The organism is Corynebacterium sp. (assembly GCF_030532325.1).
Taxonomy (GTDB): Bacteria; Actinomycetota; Actinomycetes; order Mycobacteriales; family Mycobacteriaceae; genus Corynebacterium.
The window spans coordinates 109,395-128,564 of the sequence record NZ_JAUNLS010000002.1; the positions used below are offsets into that span (position 1 = coordinate 109,395).

Sequence of the window (19,170 nt, forward strand, 5' to 3'; positions counted from 1 at the left end):
CCAGTATGGCTGATGGCGGCGACAAAGTGTGAGCCCGCTAAGGTGGTGTCTGTGACTAATCCAGATAATTCCAGCGCACTAGACTTTGCCGATGTCGCGGGGCTCCTGGCCGATGAAAAGCTCCTGAGCATGGAGGAGATGGCCGAGCGCCTCAACCTCCCGGTGACCCGCGTCTTCGATCTGCTCAACGCCCGCAAGTTCATCGCGTGGCGCAACGAGAAGGGCCACCGTTTTGTGCCCGAGGCCTTCTTCAACGAGAAGGGCGCGATTTCCAAGTACGTCTCCGGCGCCATCACCGTGCTTTCCGACGGCGGCTTTAGCGACCCGGAAATCCTGGCCCACCTGTTCACTGAGGATGATTCCCTGCCGGGCCGGCCTATCGACGCCTTGCACGGCCACCTGGCGCGCGAGGTGATCCGCCGCGCGCAGGCCTTGGCGTTCTAGCTCGCGTTCGCCGCGCCGTTTTCCGGCACGCCGTCGAAGATCCACTGGCAGGCCAACCAGGCAATGACCACCATGCCGATGTCCCACCACCAGTTGTAGAGCTGGTGGTTGCCGTCGCCTGCAAAGGCCGCGCCCATGAAGATGGCCACGCCCGTGGTGAGCTTCACCAGCTTGAGGGAGGGACGGAAGGTGCCCATCAGGGAGAAGATGGAGGCGTAGTACCAGGGCAGCGTGACCGAGTTGAAGATGAACGCCACCTGGTAGGCGCCGGCCGTCGCGGCGATGGCTCGGCGCTTCGAGCCACGGCCCAGCCACCACACCACCACGAGCCCGGCCAGCATGAGCAGCGCGGCCGCGGAACGCAGCACGCCGAGTACGCCGTTGTAGGTGATCTCGGGGTTAAAGATTTGGAAGAGGGGGACAAGGACGTCGGCGGCCAGCGTGGGCCCTGCCAGGGGGTTGACCACCTTGGAGTTACCGGAAATCTGTGAGAGCCATCCCCACGAGCTTCCCGACGCCCACGTGATCACCGCCACCGTCAGCCCAACGCCAGCTAAGGTGAGCACGCCGCTGAGCACGAAGACCAGTGCCCAGCGCACCCACGAGGTGCCCTGCGGGCAGTAGTGCAGCAGGATGAGCCACACCAAGAAGGGCGCGAAGATCAAAGCGGTGGCCTTCATGGCCACAGCCACGCCGATGAGCAGGATGCTGGGAAGGAAGCGTTGGTGCACGGCGGCCAGGATGGCCAGGGAGACCAGACCCACCATGACGGATTCGTTGTGCATGCCACCGATGAGGTGCAGCAGCATGACCGGGTTGGCCACGCCCAGCCACAGGGCCAGCGCCGGATCGGAGCCCAGCGCGCGGGCGATGCGCGGCACGGACCAGGCAATCGCCGCAAAGCCCAGCAGGGAGATGATCTTGTAGACGATGATGCCCCAGCCCACGTTCTCACCCACGAGGCGGGTGACTCCCTCGCCCATCCACAGGTGCAGCGGGCCGTAAGGAGTGGTGGTGTTGCGCCAGTCGTGGGAGACCTCCAGCAGGAAGGGCCCGGGGTTGACCGCGGCGCCCTCGATGTAAGGGTCGAAGCCGTCGCGCACCATGGAGCCCTGCATGAGGTAGGAGTAGACGTCTCGGGAGGCCAGCGGCCCGGCTAGCGCCAGCGGCGCCACCCAGGCCACCAGCATGGTGCGGAGGCGGCGCACGCCGCCGTTTACACTCGGCGCTTTCATCTGCGGGGCGATGACTTGGCGCCCGGCCAACACCCACGCGGCCACTAGGCCGAAAAGCCCTATCCAGTAGAGGACCATGCCGACGTTGCGGCCGTGGCCGTAGGCAAAGAAGCTGATGTTTAAGGCCTCGAGCACCCCGCCGCGGTTGCGGGTAGCGCCCCCGGAGAAGGACGCGAGCATGAGGATGATCGAGGACACCAGGCCGACGATGAGCGCGTTGGGCACGCGCAGCGTGTAGTACTTCTTCCGCTTCTGTTCTTTCCGTTCTTTTTGTGGGGCGGCGGGATCCGTGGCCTGCGGACCGGGATCGTGAGTGCTCGTCGTGGTCATGGGCACGGGCCTTCCTACATCCGGCGGGCAGTGGACTTGATGGCCAGTGCCTCCAGGGTGGCGGTGACCTCGGGATCCACCTGGGCCGCGTGCAAGTGGGACAGACCGGACTGGGTGAGCGCGTCGATGCGCTGCTCCAGCAGCTCGGGTGCGCCGGAGTCGGCGATGATCTGGGCCATCTGGGCGATCTCTGCCGGATCCTCGGTGTTGCCGATGAGCCTGCGCAGCGTTGCGGCGGCCGCCGGGTCCTGTTCGTCGGCGCGCTGGAGCGCTAAGGAGAGAAGGACGGTGCGCTTGCCCTCGCGCAGATCGTCGCCGGCGGGCTTGCCGGTGATGGCGGGATCGCCGAAGACCCCCAGCTGGTCATCGCGCAGCTGGAACGCGATGCCGATGTCGCGACCGTAGCCACGGAAGGCGTCGATAAGCGAAGCATCAGCGCCCGCGATGGCAGCGCCCAGGTGCAGCGGGCGCTCGATGGTGTAGGCGGCGGTCTTAAAGCGGTTGACGGAGTCAGACAGCGCTGGGTCCTCGGAGCCGGTGGCCTCGAGGGCGATGTCGAGGATCTGGCCGCCGATGACCTCCTGGCGCATGCCACGCCACGGCGCGCGGGCGCGGGACAGGGCCGCGGCGCTTAGGCCGGAATCTTGCAGCATATCCTCGGCCCACACCAGCGCCATGTCGCCCACCAGGATGGCGATGGACTGGCCGAAGAACTCGGAGTTGCCCAGGTGCCCCAGGTCCCGGTGGCGGGCGGCCACACCGCGGTGGACGGTGGGATTGCCGCGCCGGGTATCGGAGTCATCGACGATGTCATCGTGAATCAGCGCGCAGGCCTGGATGAACTCCAGGGAGGAGGCTGCGCGCAGCATGGCCTCAGGCGACTCCGCCCCCTTCAGGCCACCCGCGCCCACAAAACCCGCCCAGGCGTAGAGCGGGCGGATGCGTTTGCCGCCGCCCAGGACAAAGGACTCCAAGAACTCAATGGAGGTGGTGACGGGCTGGCCGATCTCGGTGATCTCCGCGCGGCGCGCATCGAGGAAGTGGCGAAGCTCCCTGTGCACGGCCTCGGGAATGGTATCGAGGCTGGGAACATCGACGCTGGGATTCTTTGACTCACTCACACATGACACGATACCGGGTAGCCGGTGAATCCCCGCACACCCGTCGGCGGGCGGCGAGGCTTGTGTGCTGAGCTAGGAAAGGGGCTCGGGGTGTGTGTTGAGGGGGAGCGTGGCACTCAAGATGGCAAAGGCGCGGGAGTCTGCTGGATACATGAGGTGGCGCAGGAAGTCCTCAAAGCCCATGCGGCGGTAGAGGCTAAAAGCGGCGTTGGCCTCGCGGGGCACTTCCGGCGTGGAGAGCAACATGTGCTGAGCGGGCAGGTTCCACGCCAGCTGGGTGAGCAGCGCAGTGCCGAGTCCGTGGCCCTGGGCATGCGGAATGACGTGGATTTCTGCGAGCTCGAAGTAGCTGCGCAGCATCTCTTCTTGGGCGGGGTTAGCACCGCCGCGCTCGGCTAGGCCGCGGCGCAGTTGCCTGTCCCACCACGTATCCGGGGACCCCAGGAAGCCGTAGGCGAAGCCGGCGACGCCATACTCGTCCACCGCGGCGACGGCCGCGAAGCCGGGGCGCATGATGTCCTCCTTCCACCGGGAGATGGTGGTGGCGCGGATGGAGGGGGAGTAACTCATCGCGGCGATGTAGATATCAACCAGGGCAGGCGCCGCGATGGCGAACTCCTGGGGACTGAGCCGGCGAATTGAGTAGGTCACGGCCTCTATCTCAGCAGATTTTTCGGTCCAGCGAAAGCAGAAGCGGCCGGGCGGCAGCGTGCAGGAAAGGGCGTGCCGGGCGGGGAGCGATCTGGCGAGCGTCGCCAGCAGGCTCGCGTGTTCGAATTCTAGAGTTTTTCTGAGCTAGGACTATTGCCAGGTTCGAACACATGAACTAACATGAAAGGTGGATGTCCGGATGGCTACTTAGAGTCTCTGGCGTAAAGAACACAGCGAATATTTCAACATTGACCATCAGTGATGGTTGTCAAGACTGCGACCGTGAACACCGCGTTCCGTACGGAGCCTGATGAGAAAGAAAAGGAGGAGAAGTCATGGCACACGTTATTTCTGCGACTGCGCGTGGAACCCGAGCTCGCTCGCAAGGAGGGGCGCGCTGGGCGCGCCGTGACCGCTTCTTGGTTCAGGCTCGGGAACTTCTGGAAAGCGCACGTCAGGAGGCGGCTAGTGGTCGCCTCGAGCAGGCGCTGGAGATGGCCTATCGTGCGGCCTTGCGTGCTGCGGGGGCGTGCGTGGCTGGCTCGGCGGTGGCGGGCCGTCGCCGCTTGCCCACCAGTGCTTGGGATCAGCTGGCCCTGGTTGGCGCCGAGGAAAAGCGGTGGGCGGAGAAGTTTGAGAAGTACTCTCGCGTGCGTTCCCGTGTGGGCAACGGCTTGGATGCTTCGGTTGATCCGGAGGTGGTGTACTCCCTTATGGGGCTGACCGCGGAGTTCATTGACCTGCTTGAGGCGGAGGTCACTTACGGCGCCCTGGCTGCTTAGGGCCTGCTCACGCTGTTATCTCTGCATTTTTCGGCGCGGCAACACGGCATGTGTGGCCCCTGTGTAGTATGTGCGGGAACTAACTGGTTAATCTGGACGTTGGACTAAATAGATAAGCAATCGGCCCCTGATCCCAATGGAGGACACAGTGTCCCTATCTGAACACGAAAAGCAAATGCTGCGCGAAATTGAGCAGTCCCTGCTTGCCGATGATCCTAAGTTTGGCTCCAATGTTTCTGAAGAATCACCGCTGGGCGGCGGTGGTGCCTTCACTCTCCGTGGAGTTGCACTCGTTGTCGTCGGCCTGTGCATGCTGATCGGCGGCGTGGCCCTGTCCCAGCAGTCCCTGTGGTTCGCTGCACTGTCTGTTCTTGGCTTCTTGGTGATGTTTGCCGCCGGTGTGTGGATGCTGCGTGGCCACTCCGATAAGGAAGCCGTCAAGGTGGGCGCGGGCACGCGGGGTGGGCGCCGGCATGACGCCAAGTCTGGCGGCATGGGCAATCGTCTGGAGGAGAACTTCCGCCGCCGCTTTGAGGAGCGCTAGCGCACTCGCTTTTTGTGCGCTGCGGAGTTACCTGCGCACTGTGGACTGAGATGCCCACACCTTCTGAATGGAGGGTGTGGGTATTTTTTTATTGCTCGCACCGGGCCGGCGAGTCTCGCGCTGGGTGTGGAGGGTGTTTTCTTCAGGCGCCGCGGTACGTTTTTGCGGCTATCGGGTTGCGGAAACGTTTGCAATTTTCACTTCCCGTCAAAACGTACCGCGGCGACGGAGTTGTGGCGGGGTCGTGGCGGGGATAGCGGTGTGGTGCCGGGGGTTGGGTACACGGTGCTGGCCCTGTGGGCTCCGCTTCGCCTCACTTCCCCACTTTGCCCCACCGTGTGCCGGGGATGGGCGGTTTCGGTGGTGTGTGGTGGGGATGGTGGGGGAGGGTGGCGTCGGCAGGCTGCTATAGCGCCAGTACAGCTGTGTTGGGTGGGGATAGAGGTGTCTGAGGGGGCTAAGTCATGGGTGTGTAAGAAGTGGGGAAGGTGGCGTGTGAGAGGGGTTGTCAAGGGTGGGTTGGGAAAAACTTCCCACTAGGAAAACATGCGTTGAGCTGGCGGTATGTTGGGTCGATCTTCTTGACACGTGGGTAAAGGTGGGGCGAGTGGGGGAAAGTGGGGTAGAGTGGGGCGCAGCGGGGAAGGCTATCGCTTGGTCTTGTCCGTGTGAGGAAACCGGAGTTATCGAGTGCAGGAAGGTGGACCCGGGATGTTTCTCGGTACCTATACTCCGAAGCTCGATGACAAAGGGCGTCTAACGCTTCCAGCGAAGTTTCGTGAGGAACTGGCTGATGGCCTCATGGTCACCAAAGGCCAGGACCACTCGCTCGCGGTGTATCCGCGGGAGGAGTTTGCCGCACGAGCCAGGAAGGCAGCCGCAGTCTCACGTACGAACCCCAACGCGCGTGCGTTCATCCGCAACTTGGCAGCAAGTGCGGACGAGCAGCGTCCGGACGGGCACGGCCGAATCACGCTATCGGCTGGGCACCGCGAGTACGCAAACCTCACCAAGGAATGCGTAGTGGTGGGTTCAGTGGACTTTCTCGAAATCTGGGACGCAGCCGCGTGGGCTGAGTACCAGGCACAAACTGAAGATGCTTACTCGGCGGCAGACGCCGACGACGTACTGGCGGGCCTGCTCTAAGGCTCGCGTGCATGAGTGCGTGTAAGGACTCTGCCCGAGGCGGATGCTCTGGTGTACTTCCCCGACATCAGAAACCTGCCTCGGACAGGGCTCTATACGTACTCACTTTTTAACGACAGGCTGGGGTATCGACCGACTGGGTATCGAGGTCAACAAGCTGGGAGAGGGGGATGGCCATGGGGCAGTTCACTGAGCACAACAATACGGGTGGCGTGAGCGCCGGTGAGGGCGCTGGCGTGAGCTACGACGTTGCCGAAAACCACGGCCACGTCCCAGTGATGCGCGCCCGCATGGCGCAGTTGCTGGCCCCGGGGGTGGAGGCCGCTGGTTCCCGCGCGGTGATCGTTGACGGCACCCTGGGCGCAGGAGGGCACACCGAGTACTTCCTGCAGAACTTCCCCCAGGCCCGCGTCATTGGTGTGGACCGCGATGGTGCCTCGCTTGCCGCGGCTACTGAGCGCCTTGCCCCTTTCGGGGAGCGGTTTGTGGGCGTGAACGCGCGCTTCGATGAGGTCGGCTCCGCCATCGCGGAGGGGGAGGGCCAGGTTTTCGCCCTCGCCCGCGAGTACGGCGTCGCTGGGGCTCTCTTTGACTTGGGCGTCTCCTCGATGCAGCTGGATCAGGTGGAACGCGGCTTTGCTTACAAGACAGATGCCCCGCTGGATATGCGCATGGACCCCAGCCAGGGCGTGACTGCGGCGGACATCCTTAACACCTATAGCCACGGTGACCTGGCGCGCATCCTCAAGACCTACGGGGACGAGCGCTTCGCCGGCAAGATTGCCTCCGCGGTGCTCAAAGAGCGCGAGAAGGAGCCATTCCTTACCTCCGGGCGGCTGGTGGAGCTACTGTACGCCACCATCCCGGCTGCGACCCGCCGCACCGGTGGCCACCCCGCCAAGCGCACCTTCCAGGCGCTGCGCGTGGAGGTCAACCGCGAGCTGGAGGCCATCGAGCAGGTGCTGCCTGTGATCACCCAGGCTCTCGCCGTCGGTGGGCGCGCGGTGTTTATGAGCTACCAGTCCTTGGAAGATCGCATCGTCAAGCACGCGTTCAAGGAGCTGAGCACCTCGACCACTCCCGCCGGTCTGCCCATGGACCTGCCCGGCACCCAGGCGCACTTCCGTGTGGTCACGCGGGGAGCGGAAAAGGCTAGCGAGGAGGAGATTGCAGAAAACTCCCGCGCGGCCTCCGTCCGCGTGCGCGCCATCGAGAGGGTGGAAGGGGACTTCACCTTCCTGCCACCGGGAGGCACACCATGACCAATCTTTTTGCTGATCAGACAACCACCCGCACCCGCGAGAGGAAAGGGGCGCGCACCATGGGCGCTAGCCGCGACTTCACCACTGGGCCCGAGACCGGCCAGGCCACGGCGCTACTCGAGCGCGCCCGCCGCACCACGCCGCTGCCTAGCCGCACGCCGCACCGCGGCACCGTGCCGAAGCGCCGCACTAGCGAGGCCTTCCGTGGCAACCGCCTGGGCTCGCAGCAGGTGGTCAGCATCCGCGGGCGTCAGCTGCACCCGACGCCGAAGAAGAACTCGCTCTTTGTCAGGATGTCCGTTATCGCGCTGTGCTTGCTCATTGCGGGTGTGGTGATGTCTATGTGGCTTTCTGGCGTCTCCACCGCGCAGACCTTTAAGGTCCAGGAGCTGACCGCGCGCGACGCCCAGCTGGATAACCAGCTGGAAACGCTCAATCGTGACCTGGAAAACGTGCGCTCGGCGGCTGATGTGGCCCGCCGCGCTCACGAGGCCAACATGGGCATTCCGGTGCAGCCGGGCATCGTGGACGTCGCCGGCGACGGCGAGGTCAAGCACCTGCGGGAGGCCACGCCGGAGAAGGAATCCGTTATCGACGTCAACGGCGATCCGGTCCGCCCGGGCCAGGTCTCCAGCGACCCGCGCGCCACCCAGGATGTCTCCGGCAACCTCAACGCCCGCCCGGGCAGCACCCAGCGCACTGACGCGGAGACCCGTCCGGACTCCGGCGCGGACTCCCGTACCGAGCACGAGGATGAGCGTGGGAACCAGCACCAGGCCCCGCAGCCCGCGCAGGAGTCCGTGGAGCTTCCCAACATTCCGGCCTCGGCGCCCTATGAGGCCCGCGGCTAGATCATGACCAGGCTGCGATAAATGCCGATACCTGCCCGCGTGTGCCTGCGCGGGCATTCGTGTTTGATAGGGCACAATTCCTAAGTAGATCTCTCTGCACATCGAACTTGCTGTACGAAGAAAGGTGACTTGTGACTCCACCACAATCTGGTGGCCGCGGACGCGGCTCGCGCGGGGAGCACGGACGCCATGATCAGCGCCGCGTCCGCACTGGCTCGGCGATGCCACGCGCAGCGGGGCAGGCCACCGCGCGGCGCCGTACGGAGCGCGTCGTTCCGGCCACGCGGGACGTCGACCCGCGCACCGGCAAGAAGGGCGTGGCCCAGCAGGGCCTGATGCGCAGGCGCGTCAAGCACGTGGTGGCGTTTTTCATGGTCACCATGGTGGTGCTCATGGGGCGCTTGGCCTGGGTGCAGATTGTGTGGGGCCCGGAGCTGGCGGAGAAGGCTATCGCCCAGCGCTCCCGCGTGTACGTGGACACCGCGCGCCGCGGTGACATCCTGGACCGCGACGGCAAGCAGCTGGCCTACACCATGCGCGCCCGCTCGCTGACGGTGTCACCCACGCGTTTGCGCGAGGAGTTGCGCGAGCAGGAGGAGACGGACGCCAAGAGCGAGACCTCCTACCTGGCCGCGGATAAGGAGGGCAAGAAGGAGTACCTGGATAAGAAGGTCCAGGAGCGCCTGCAGGACATGGCCCAGGGCATCCCGGCCGCCTTCAAGGAGGCGGGCCTGGACACCAAGGACGTTGACTCCGCCCAGATCATGGACAAGCTGCTGGCTGATACTCAGTACGAGGTGCTGGTGCGCAACGTGGACCCGGACGTGGCGGTGGAGATTTCCCAGAAGTACCACGGGCTGGCCGCCGACGAGCAACACATCCGCCATTACCCCAACGGGGCGATTGCGGAAAACGTGCTGGGCAAGGTCTCCATGGATGGCCAGGGCCAGTTCGGCTTCGAGGCCTCCGGTGATACCACCCTCACGGGCATCAACGGCAGCTCCACGGAGGACGTCTCCCGCGATGGCCAGCCCATCCCAGGCACGCTGCGCGACGAGGTGCCCGCCACCGACGGCAAGTCCGTCACCTTGACCCTCGATCTGGATCTGCAGACCTACGTCCAGCAGAAACTGGAGAAGGCCAAGGCCAACTCGAAGGCCAAGAACGCCCAGGCGGTGGTGCTCGATGTGGCCACCGGTGAGGTGCTCGCCATGGCCAATACCGGCACCATTGATCCCAATAAGGACATCGAAAAGCAGCTCAAGGAGGAGAAGTCCTTCGATAACCGCAGCGTGTCCCACCCCTTCGAGCCGGGCTCGGTGGCCAAGATCATCACCGCCGCCGCGGCACTGGAGGAGGGCAAGACCACCCCGGACGAGGTCCTCGACGTGCCCGGCTCCATCGACATGGCTGGTGTGACCGTCAACGATGCCTGGCAGCACGGCGTGGAGCCGTACACCACGACGGGCGTGTTTGGTAAGTCCTCCAATGTTGGCACCTTGATGCTGGCCCAGCGCCTGGGGCAGGAGACCTACGCGGACTATCTGAAGAAGTTCGGCCTGGGCTCCACCACGGGCATCGAGCTGCCCAACGAGTCCGCCGGCCTCGTGCCCGCGGAGTCCCAGTGGTCGGGCGGCACGTTTGCCAACCTGCCCATCGGTCAGGGCCAGTCCTGGACGGCGCTGCAGATGGCCTCGGTCTACCAGGCCATCGCTAACGGCGGTGAGCGTATCGAGCCGCGCATCATCTCCAAGGTGACCAACCCGGACGGCTCCACCGAGGAGCTGGAGAAGCCGGAGAGCACCCGCGTGGTCAGCGCCGAGACCGCGAAGACTGTGGTGGACATGTTCCGCGCAGTGTTCCAGAACGATCCCGCTGGCGTGCAAAACGGCACCGCCGGCAACACCAAGGTGGAGGGCTACCAGCTCTCCGGCAAGACCGGCACCGCCCAGAAGGTGGACGAGGAGACCGGCGCGTACTCCAACTCCAAGTATTGGATCACCTTCGCCGGCATCGCACCCGCCGATAACCCCCGCTTTGTCATGGCCATCATGCTCGACGAGCCGCAGTCCGGCGTCAACGACGACGGCTCCGGTGGGCAGTCCGCCGCCCCGATTTTCACCGATGTTGCCTCGTGGTTGCTCAACCGCGACAACATTCCCACCTCCGAACCCGCGCCGCGGCTGACGCTGCGCGCCGAATAAGCGAATAAGAGAATAAGAAAACAAGCCTGCCCGTGGACTCGATAACCGCTGCAGCTCACAGCCCACAGCCCACGGCCCACAGCACAGAAAGCCTGAGAAAGGGAAGACACGTGAAGAAAGTAGATTTGCAGACGCTGGCCGAGATCGCCGGTGGCCGCGTCATCGGGGACCCCACCGTGGAGGTCTCCGCCTGCGGGCTTGATTCCACCACCTTGCCGGACGGAGGCCTCTTCGCGGCGCTACCCGGCACCCGCGCCCACGGCGCGCAGTTCGCCGCACAAACTAAGGCCGCGGCCGTGCTGTCCGACGCCGCCGGGCTCGAGATCCTGCAGGCCGCAGGTGAGACCCGCCCCATCATCGTGGTGGAGGACATCCGCGCCGTGCTGGGCTTAGTGGCCGCGGAGATCTACGGCCACCCCGCCCGCCAGCTCACCATGCTGGGGGTGACGGGCACCTCCGGCAAGACGACCACCAGCTACCTCCTGGAGGCCGGTCTGCTCAACGCGGGGCACTCCGTGGGGCTCATTGGCACCACTGGGACCAGGATCAACCGCCAGCCGGTGCCCACCAAGCTGACTACCCCGGAGGCCACGACCCTGCAGGAGCTCTTCGCCCGCATGGTGGCCGAGGGGGTGACACACGTGGTCATGGAGGTGTCCTCCCACGCGCTGGACCTGGGGCGCGTGCGCGGCACCCAGTTCGCGGTGGGCGGGTTTAGCAACCTCAGCCAGGATCACTTGGACTTCCACCACACCATGGCGGAGTACTTCGAGGCCAAGGCCGCGCTTTTCGACGGCCCCCAGGCCGCCGAGCGGGCGGTCATCTGCGTGGACGACGAGTGGGGCAGGCGCATGGCCGAGCGTGCAGCGGCCCTGCCGCTGACCCTGGTGAGCACCCGCGAGGAGTCCCTGCAGGCCACCCCACAGCAGTTGCAGGCCGGGGCCAGCATCATCAGTGCCCGCCAGATCGCCACCGAGCCCACGGGCGCGCAGAGCGTGAGCCTGAGCTTCCGCCCCGCGCAGGGAGAGGGCTTCGAGCGCAGCTTCCACCTGCCCATGCCGGGCGAGTTCAACATCGCCAACGCCGCGCTGGCCACCGGCATGGCCGCGGCGGTGGGCGTGGACATGGACAAGTTCATCGCCGGCATCGAGGCGGTGGCCGTGCCCGGAAGGATGGAGCGCATCGACCGCGGCCAGGACTTCGTGGCCGTGGTGGACTACGCCCACAAGCCCGCCGCCGTGGCCGCGGTGCTCGACACTCTGCGTGGCCAGCTGGCCGGCACCGACGGGCGCATCGCGGTGGTGGTGGGCGCTGGCGGTGACCGCGACGCTACCAAGCGCCCGCTTATGGGGGCGGCGGCCGCCGAGCGTGCCGACCTCACCGTGGTCACCGACGATAACCCCCGCACCGAGGACCCTGCGGCCATCCGCGCCGCCGTCCTCGCCGGCGCGCGCCAGGCCCGCCCGGATGCAGACATCCGCGAGGTTGGCTCCCGCGCCGCCGCCATCGATGAGGCCGTGGCCTGGGCCCGCCCGGGTGACGCCGTCATTGTGGTGGGCAAGGGCCACGAGGTGGGCCAGATCATCGGCGATGAGGTCCACCACTTCGATGACCGTGAGGAGCTCGCCCGCGCTCTGGAGGCCATGCGCCCCCACTCGGGGTACGGTGACAACAGCCGCAACTCATTCCACGACACGCCTTCCCACGACCTGACCCAGGAGTAATGATGATTGCCTTAAGCCTCAGCGAGATCGCTGAGATTACCGGTGGGTACCTAGATTGCGTGGACGATCCCTCCGCGCAGATCACCGGCTTCGTTGAATTCGATTCGCGCAAGGTCACCCCAGGCGGACTCTTCGTGGCCCTGCCCGGGGCCCGGGTGGACGGCCACGACTTCGCCGTCACCGCCATCGAGAAGGGCGCGGCCGCGGTGCTCGCCGCGCGCCCGGTAGGCGTGCCCAGCGTTGTAGTCACCCCGCAGGGCCGCGTCGAGGGCGACGGCGCCAACGCCGACATCTACGCCCACGACGAGGACGGCTCCGCCGCCGCCGTGGTGGCCGCGCTGTCCGCCCTGGCGCGGGCCGTCACCCAGCGGCTGAGCGCAGAGCACGGCCTCAACATCGTCGGCGTGACGGGCTCGGCGGGCAAGACCTCCACCAAGGACCTCATCGCCACCATCTTCCGCGCCGCCGGCGAGACCGTGGCGCCGCCCGGTTCCTTCAACAACGAAATCGGCCTGCCCTACACCGCGCTGCGCTGCGACGAGCACACCGAGTACCTGGTGGCGGAGATGTCCGCCCGCGGCATCGGCCACATTCGCCACCTCACCGGGATTACCGCCCCGCGCATCGGCGTGGTGCTCAACGTGGGCAGCGCCCACCTGGGGGAGTTCGGCTCCCGCGAGAACATCGCCAAGGCCAAGGGCGAGCTCGTCGAGGCTCTGCCGGGCGCGGCGGCCGGCGGTGTGGCCGTGCTCAACGCCGACGATCCCTTCGTCGCGGCCATGGCGCCGCGCACGGATGCGAAGGTGGTGTACTACTCGGCCGTCGGCAAGCGCGGCGGGGGACCGGACGCCCAGTACTTTGCCACGGACGTGGAGCTGGACGACGTCGCCCGGGCCTCCTTCACCCTGCACACCCCGGGCTCGGCGCCGCTGCCGGTCAAGCTTCAGGTCTTCGGCGCACACCAGGTCTCTAACGCGTTGGCCGCCGCAGCCGCGGCCATCGAGCTGGGCCTGAGCCCGCAGCTGGTGGCCAACGCCCTGTCCGGTCACCGAATCGCCTCGGAACACCGCATGGACGTGCGCACCCGCCCGGACGGGGTCACGCTCATCGATGACTCCTACAACGCCAACCCCGACTCCATGCGCGCGGCGATTGCCGCACTGGCTTATACCGCGGCCGCCCGCCCGGACGCGCGCTCTATTGCCGTGCTCGGTGAGATGGGCGAGCTGGGCGAGGACGCCCTGGAGGCTCACCGCAAGCTCGGTGAGGAGCTGGCGAAGTACCACGTGGACTACCTCGTCGCCGTGGGTGAGAGCGAGAACGCTCGGGCGATGGCGGAGGCGGCCGCCGCACGGGGTATAAATACTAAGATGTGCGCGGATGCCGCCGCGGCTGCCTCGGCAGTCGATGCCATCGTGCGCGTGGCCCCGGCTGGGGTCGAACACTGGTCGAGCCGGCAGGCCAAGGACGTGGTCTTGGTCAAGGCTTCCAACGCCCAACGACTCTGGCTCGTCGCGGAACAGCTGAACCGCAGCTGACCGCTAGAAAGGACTACAAGCACGTGACTCAGATCATCATCTCGGGCATGGTCAGCTTCCTCGTGGCAATCTTTACTACCCCGGTGCTGATCCGCTACTTCTCCAACGCGGGCAAGGGACAGGAAATCCGCGAAGACGGGCCCAAGTCCCACCTGCGCAAGCGCGGTACCCCGACGATGGGTGGACTCGCCATCCTCGCTGGCATTCTCGTGGCCTACCTGGTGGTGGGAATCTACGGTCAGGTCACCGGAAACGGCGGTTTTACCGCCTCCGGCCTGCTCGTGCTCGGGCTGACCCTGGGCCTGGGCGCGCTGGGCTTTGCCGATGACTTCATCAAGCTCTTCAAAGCCCGCAACCTGGGCCTGAACAAGACCGCCAAGCTGGTGGGCCAGTTGGTCGTCGCTCTGGCGTTCGGCTTCCTGGTGCTGCAGTTCCCGGATGAGAACGGGCTGACCCCGGGCTCGACCAACCTCTCCTTCATCCGCGACATCAAGACCTTCGACATCGCGGTGGGCGGGCCGATTGTGGGCACCATCATCTTCCTGGTGTTCATGTACATCCTCATCGCTGCGTGGTCCAACGCGGTCAACCTCACCGATGGCCTTGACGGCCTCGCCGCCGGCGTGACCGCTATTGTCATGGGCGCGTACTCCATGATGACCTTCTGGCAGTTCCGCAACGCTTGCGCGGTGGACTTCAGCGCCGGTTGCTACCAGGTGCGCGACCCGCTGGATCTGGCCGTGCTGGCCGCCGCCGGCCTGGGTGGCTGCCTGGGCTTCCTGTGGTGGAACGCCGCCCCGGCCAAGATCTTCATGGGCGATACCGGCTCGCTGGCACTCGGCGGTTTGGTTGCCGGCCTCTCGGTGACCAGCCGCACCGAGCTGCTCATGATCATCATCGGCGCGCTCTTTGTCATCGAGACGGTTTCCGTGGTCATCCAGATCGTGGTCTTCCGTACCTCCGGCAAGCGCTTCTTCCGCATGGCCCCGATTCACCACCACTTTGAGAACGGTGGCTGGGCTGAGACCGCGGTGGTGATCCGCTTCTGGCTCTTGGCGGCCATGGCCGCGATGGCGGGTGCTGCCATCTTCTACGGTGACTGGCTCACCGCCGCCGGGATCGGACTCGGCGCTTAACACAACTACTTCCTGGCCCGCCTGCGCGCGGGCCTTTGTTCCCTCAGAAAGAATTTTGGAAAGCGCGCATCATGCCATCTACACCAACCACTCGTGCTGAATCCACACTGCCGGAGTTTCTCCGCGGGCCCATCCTGGTGGCCGGCGGGGGAGTCTCCGGCCGGGGCTGCGCGGCGGTCCTGCGCCAGCTGGGCGCTGACGTCACCGTGGCCGACTCCAACTCCGCGACCCGCCAGGCGCTCAGCGCCCAGCTGGAGGTGGACACCGTGGATCCGGCCGCACTGGGGTTGGCCGAGCTCTCCGAGTTCTCCCGCGTGGTCACCTCTCCGGGCTGGGCACCGAGCTCCCCGCTGCTGTGCGCGGCCCACGAGGTGGGCCTGGAGGTGCTGGGCGACGTCGAACTGGCCTACCGCCTCGACCGCGCCGAGGTCTTCGGCGCCCCGCGCCAGTGGCTGGCGGTGACCGGCACCAACGGCAAGACCACCACCACTGGCATGCTGGCCGCAATCATGGAGGCCGATGCCACCCGCAGCGGGCGCCGGGCCCAGGCCGTGGGCAACATCGGGGTCTCCGCCTTCGACGCCTTGGCGGCCACCCCGCGCATCGACGTGCTGGTGGCGGAGCTCTCCTCCTTCCAGCTGCACTGGTCCTCCCAGCTGCGCCCGGAGGTCGGGGTGCTGCTCAACCTGGCCGACGATCACCTGGACTGGCACGGCTCCTTTGAGAACTACGCCAGCGACAAAGCCAAGATCCTGCGCGGCGAGCGCGCCGTGATTGGCCGCGACGACGCCCACGTGCGCGACTACGCCGCTCGCTTCCGCGGCCCCGAGATGGAGCCGGCCTACGCCTTTAGCGCCGGCGAGCCCGCGCCCGGCGAGGTGGGCGTGCGCGCAGGAGCGCTGCTCATCAACGACGTCGCCGGGATGACGGCCACCGTGGTCGAGGACGTCACCCGCATCGAGCCGGCGGGCCTGGCGGGCATCCTTGACGCGGGCGCAGCGGCCGCCGCCGCTGCTGCCGCCGGTGCTGGGGCGGAGTCCATCAGTGCGGGGCTGGCCGCCTATACCGTGGCCGGGCACCGCGGCGAGGTGGTGCACAACGCCGACGGGGTCAGCTACATCGATAACTCCAAGGCCACCAACCCCCACGCCGCCGCCGCGGCCCTGCGCGGGCTGGACTCCGTGGTGTGGGTGGCCGGCGGCCAGCTCAAGGGCGCGGACGTCACCGAGCTGCTGCGCACCCACGGCCTGCAGATGAAGGCGGCGGTGGTGATGGGCGTCGATAAGCAGCTGCTCGTCGACGCCCTGGCAAAGTACGCGCCCACCGTGCCGGTCAGCGTCATCGACTCCACGGACCCCGCTGAGGCCATGGAGCAGGCGGTGGCCGCCGCGGTGCAACACGCCGAAGCCGGCGATACCGTACTTTTGGCGCCGGCTGCGGCATCGTTGGATATGTATTCCGGCATGGGGCAGCGTGGAGACTTCTTCGCCGCGGCTGTTCGCCGCCTTGCACGCTAGATCCCGCACGCAACCCTCGCACGCAACCCTAGGAGTCACCGTGACAGTCACTTCCTCGCAGCAGCGCCCGCCGAGCACCGGGCGTGGTCTGCGCGGCCTGCGCGCCCAGTTCAGCTCCCAGCCGGGCTTTGATTACCAGATGCTGCGCATTGTGATCTTCTCCCTGGTAGGCATCGGCGTGCTCATGGCCTTTTCCTCCTCGATGGCCACCTCCGTCACTGAGAGCCAAAACCCGTGGTCCGCCGCCATCCGCCAGTGCATCCTGGTGGCGCTGGGCCTGGTGGTGTTCTGGCTAGGCCTGCGCATTCCGCCCGCCACGCTGCGCAAGTTCATCCCGTGGTTCCTGCTGTTGTCCATACTCTTGCTCATCGCCGTACTCATCCCCGGCGTGGGCACCGGCCGCGCGGAGGTGGGCTCGCAGTCCTGGATCAGCGTGGGTGGATTCTCCTTCCAGCCCTCGGAGATCGCCCGCGTGGCGGTGGGGCTCTACGGTGCCTCCGCGCTGGCGGATAAGAGCCACAAGAAGAACACGATTAGTGATCCCTTCATCATGTACTCGCTCATCGCGGGCTTCATGCTGCTGCTCATCGTGCTGCAGGGCGACGCCGGCATGGCCGCCTCCTTTGCCATCATGGTGGTCTTTACCCTCTACTTCGCCGGGGTGGATTGGCGCGTACCAGCGGTCATCCTGGGCCTAGGTGCGGTGGGCATGGTCGCGGTCTTTTTGGGCGGCGGCTTCCGCTCGGATCGCTTCCACACCTACTTCGACGCCCTGCGCGGAAACATCACCGATACCCAGGACACCGGCTTCCAGGCCTACCAGGGCTTTCTTTCGCTTGCTGACGGTGGCTTTTGGGGCGTGGGGCTTGGCCAGTCCCGTGCCAAGTGGTTCTACCTCCCGGAGGCCAAGAACGACTTTATCTTCGCCATCATTGGCGAGGAACTCGGCCTGTGGGGCGGCGCGTTGGTTATCGGTCTGTTCGCCGTGCTGGGCTACGTGGGCCTGCGCACGGCCAAGCGCGCGCAGAACCAGTACCAGTCCCTCATGGCGGCCACGCTGACCGTGGGCGTGGTGGTGCAGGCCTTCATCAATATCGGATACGTGATCGGTGTGCTGCCGGTCACCGGCATTCAGTTGCCCATGATTTCCGCCGGCGGCACGGCGGCGATCATCACCATCGGTTCGATGGGCCTGTTGTGCAACGTCGCACGCCACGAGCCAATGCAGATCTCCGCCATGCAGAGCTACGGCCGCCCCGTCTTTGACCGCATCTTCTTCATCCCGGAGCCGCAGGCCCCGGGTGAGAAGAGCACGCGGCGCAGCGGCCGCCACCAGCGCCGCGTGCAGGGCTCCGCCCGCGGCGAGCGCGAAGGTCGCAGCCGCCGCGAGGCCCGCTTTGGTCAGGCGGTAACCACCCGTGCGCCGCGCCAGGAGGAGCCGCGCGAGCCGGGGCAGCGCCGCCGGGCCGGGCAGGCCGGGCAGTACGGCCGGGGCCAGCAGCAGGGCAGGCGCCGCGGGCGCGGTGAGCGCCGATAGCCCAGCGCCTAAGGCGCGGCGAGCGCCGAGAATGCAGGCCCGCGCTGGTAGCCTGTAGTGCATGAATTCCACGCCTTTGTCAGTCGTCATTGCAGGTGGCGGCACTGCCGGACACATCGAACCAGCTCTTGCGGTGGGGGAGGCACTGCGCCAGCGCCACGGGGCGCGGGTTACCGCCTTGGGTACCCAGCGGGGCTTGGAGCGAGACATCATTCCGGCGCGCGGCGTGGACTTGCGGATGATCACCCCGGTGCCCGTGCCGCGCAAGGTCAACGCGGCGCTGTTTAAGCTTCCCTTCACCGTGGCCAAGTCTGTGCGCGAGACCCGTCAGGTGCTCAAGGACGTCGGCGCCGACGCCGTCTTCGGCACCGGCGGCTACGTGGCCGCGCCCGCCTACCTGGCCGCGAAGTCCCTGGGGCTGCCCTTCTTTGTGCTGGAGACCAACGCCCTGGCGGGCATGGCCAACAAGCTGGGCGTGCGCCTGGGCGGCGTGGGGCTCAACGCGCAGGCCAACTCCGGCATGCCGGGGGAGGTCGTGGGCATCCCGGTACGTCCGGGCCTGGGCCAGGATCCCGATGGCAGCATCGCGGCGGCCGCACGGCAGCGCTGGAGCCTGGATGATTCCCGCCCCACGGTGGTCATCACCGGCGGCTCCCAGGGCGCGGTGAGCATCAACACCGCCGTGGCCGGTGCGATTGCGGATCTCACCCAGGATTTCCAGGTGCTGCACGCCTACGGCAAGAAGAACGCTGCGCCCGAGCACCACGAGCACTACACCGCCTTGCCCTACATCGATGACATGGCCGGGGCGCTCGCGGTGGCCGATGTTATGGTGTGTCGCTCAGGCGCGATGACGGTGGCGGAGGTCTCCGCCGCCGGCCTGCCGGCCATCTACATCCCGCTGCCAATTGGCAACGGCGAGCAGGCGCTCAACTCCCGCGAGCAGGTCGCCGCCGGGGCGGCCATCCAGGTGCCCGACGCCGAACTTACACCCGCCCGCCTGAGCCAGGAGGTGCGCGCTATTCTTGATCATCCCGATACCTGGCGGGCCATGCAGGCCGCGGCCCAGGCCAGCCCCGCTGGTGATGTGGCCGAGAAGCTCGCGGACCGCATCGCCGCTGCGTGCGCCAAGCACTAGCCGGATAATC

Annotated in this window: 16 protein-coding genes; 13 read left to right on the top strand and 3 right to left on the bottom strand. The window is 66.5% G+C overall.

The window, feature by feature from the left end:
• The first annotated feature begins 51 nt into the window (after window positions 1-51).
• On the top strand, window positions 52-444 hold the full coding sequence (locus Q4E25_RS01855) for an Rv2175c family DNA-binding protein (RefSeq protein WP_368502594.1): 393 nt from the start codon (window positions 52-54) through the stop codon (window positions 442-444).
• Here the strand turns inward: Q4E25_RS01855 and Q4E25_RS01860 are convergent.
• The 3 genes from Q4E25_RS01860 to Q4E25_RS01870 form a co-directional block, all read right to left on the bottom strand.
• Complete coding sequence (locus tag Q4E25_RS01860; protein ID WP_303153413.1) at window positions 441-2,009, bottom strand: alpha-(1->6)-mannopyranosyltransferase A; 1,569 nt, start codon at window positions 2,007-2,009, stop codon at window positions 441-443. The two genes, Q4E25_RS01855 and Q4E25_RS01860, sit on opposite strands and share 4 nt — an antisense overlap.
• Window positions 2,010-2,023: 14 nt before the next feature.
• On the bottom strand, window positions 2,024-3,130 hold the full coding sequence (locus Q4E25_RS01865) for a polyprenyl synthetase family protein (protein WP_303153414.1): 1,107 nt from the start codon (window positions 3,128-3,130) through the stop codon (window positions 2,024-2,026).
• Window positions 3,131-3,202: 72 nt separating this feature from the next.
• Window positions 3,203-3,781 (bottom strand): GNAT family N-acetyltransferase, encoded by a 579-nt coding sequence (locus tag Q4E25_RS01870; protein WP_303153417.1) that lies wholly within the window; start codon window positions 3,779-3,781, stop codon window positions 3,203-3,205.
• Between the two features lie 335 nt (window positions 3,782-4,116).
• Here Q4E25_RS01870 and Q4E25_RS01875 point away from each other — a divergent pair, with 335 nt between their 5' ends.
• The 12 genes from Q4E25_RS01875 to murG all read left to right on the top strand — a co-directional run bounded on the left by Q4E25_RS01875 (window position 4,117) and on the right by murG (window position 19,160).
• On the top strand, window positions 4,117-4,563 hold the full coding sequence (locus Q4E25_RS01875) for an SAV_6107 family HEPN domain-containing protein (RefSeq protein WP_303153419.1): 447 nt from the start codon (window positions 4,117-4,119) through the stop codon (window positions 4,561-4,563).
• A 148-nt stretch (window positions 4,564-4,711) separates the two neighbouring features.
• The gene (locus Q4E25_RS01880) at window positions 4,712-5,107 is read left to right on the top strand and encodes a DUF3040 domain-containing protein (RefSeq protein WP_303153421.1); all 396 of its coding nucleotides are present in this window, start codon (window positions 4,712-4,714) and stop codon (window positions 5,105-5,107) included.
• Between the two features lie 711 nt (window positions 5,108-5,818).
• Complete coding sequence (gene mraZ / locus Q4E25_RS01885; RefSeq protein ID WP_303153424.1) at window positions 5,819-6,253, top strand: division/cell wall cluster transcriptional repressor MraZ; 435 nt, start codon at window positions 5,819-5,821, stop codon at window positions 6,251-6,253.
• A 176-nt stretch (window positions 6,254-6,429) separates the two neighbouring features.
• The gene (rsmH, locus tag Q4E25_RS01890) at window positions 6,430-7,515 is read left to right on the top strand and encodes a 16S rRNA (cytosine(1402)-N(4))-methyltransferase RsmH (RefSeq protein WP_303153426.1); all 1,086 of its coding nucleotides are present in this window, start codon (window positions 6,430-6,432) and stop codon (window positions 7,513-7,515) included.
• Window positions 7,512-8,366, top strand: coding sequence for a hypothetical protein (locus tag Q4E25_RS01895; RefSeq protein WP_303153430.1), 855 nt, complete (start codon window positions 7,512-7,514; stop codon window positions 8,364-8,366). The genes rsmH and Q4E25_RS01895 overlap by 4 nt, the downstream gene beginning before the upstream one ends.
• Before the next feature lie 335 nt (window positions 8,367-8,701).
• Window positions 8,702-10,570, top strand: coding sequence for a penicillin-binding protein 2 (locus Q4E25_RS01900; protein WP_303153608.1), 1,869 nt, complete (start codon window positions 8,702-8,704; stop codon window positions 10,568-10,570).
• Window positions 10,571-10,680: 110 nt separating this feature from the next.
• Complete coding sequence (locus Q4E25_RS01905; RefSeq protein ID WP_303153433.1) at window positions 10,681-12,294, top strand: UDP-N-acetylmuramoyl-L-alanyl-D-glutamate--2,6-diaminopimelate ligase; 1,614 nt, start codon at window positions 10,681-10,683, stop codon at window positions 12,292-12,294.
• Between the two features lie 2 nt (window positions 12,295-12,296).
• A complete protein-coding gene (gene murF, locus Q4E25_RS01910; RefSeq protein WP_303153610.1) occupies window positions 12,297-13,832 on the top strand; it encodes a UDP-N-acetylmuramoyl-tripeptide--D-alanyl-D-alanine ligase in 1,536 nt (511 codons plus the stop codon).
• A gap of 23 nt (window positions 13,833-13,855) precedes the next feature.
• Complete coding sequence (gene mraY / locus Q4E25_RS01915; RefSeq protein ID WP_303153434.1) at window positions 13,856-14,968, top strand: phospho-N-acetylmuramoyl-pentapeptide-transferase; 1,113 nt, start codon at window positions 13,856-13,858, stop codon at window positions 14,966-14,968.
• A gap of 71 nt (window positions 14,969-15,039) precedes the next feature.
• Complete coding sequence (murD, locus tag Q4E25_RS01920; RefSeq protein WP_303153436.1) at window positions 15,040-16,485, top strand: UDP-N-acetylmuramoyl-L-alanine--D-glutamate ligase; 1,446 nt, start codon at window positions 15,040-15,042, stop codon at window positions 16,483-16,485.
• 40 nt (window positions 16,486-16,525) lie between these two features.
• Window positions 16,526-18,022, top strand: a complete 1,497-nt coding sequence (locus Q4E25_RS01925) for an FtsW/RodA/SpoVE family cell cycle protein (RefSeq protein WP_303153438.1) — start codon at window positions 16,526-16,528, stop codon at window positions 18,020-18,022.
• 61 nt (window positions 18,023-18,083) lie between these two features.
• The gene (gene murG, locus Q4E25_RS01930) at window positions 18,084-19,160 is read left to right on the top strand and encodes an undecaprenyldiphospho-muramoylpentapeptide beta-N-acetylglucosaminyltransferase (RefSeq protein ID WP_303153440.1); all 1,077 of its coding nucleotides are present in this window, start codon (window positions 18,084-18,086) and stop codon (window positions 19,158-19,160) included.
• Window positions 19,161-19,170: the final 10 nt, after the last annotated feature.

Excerpts from the sequence above, each read along its gene's own strand:
- Q4E25_RS01860 (WP_303153413.1), bottom strand. The coding sequence starts at position 2,009 with ATGACCACGACGAGCACTCACGATCCCGGTCCGCAGGCCACGGATCCC.
- murG (WP_303153440.1), top strand. The coding sequence starts at position 18,084 with ATGAATTCCACGCCTTTGTCAGTCGTCATTGCAGGTGGCGGCACTGCC.
- rsmH (WP_303153426.1), top strand. The coding sequence starts at position 6,430 with ATGGGGCAGTTCACTGAGCACAACAATACGGGTGGCGTGAGCGCCGGT.
- Q4E25_RS01895 (WP_303153430.1), top strand. The coding sequence starts at position 7,512 with ATGACCAATCTTTTTGCTGATCAGACAACCACCCGCACCCGCGAGAGG.
- Q4E25_RS01875 (WP_303153419.1), top strand. The coding sequence starts at position 4,117 with ATGGCACACGTTATTTCTGCGACTGCGCGTGGAACCCGAGCTCGCTCG.
- mraZ (WP_303153424.1), top strand. The coding sequence starts at position 5,819 with ATGTTTCTCGGTACCTATACTCCGAAGCTCGATGACAAAGGGCGTCTA.
- Q4E25_RS01900 (WP_303153608.1), top strand. The coding sequence starts at position 8,702 with ATGCGCAGGCGCGTCAAGCACGTGGTGGCGTTTTTCATGGTCACCATG.
- murF (WP_303153610.1), top strand. The coding sequence starts at position 12,297 with ATGATTGCCTTAAGCCTCAGCGAGATCGCTGAGATTACCGGTGGGTAC.
- murD (WP_303153436.1), top strand. The coding sequence starts at position 15,040 with ATGCCATCTACACCAACCACTCGTGCTGAATCCACACTGCCGGAGTTT.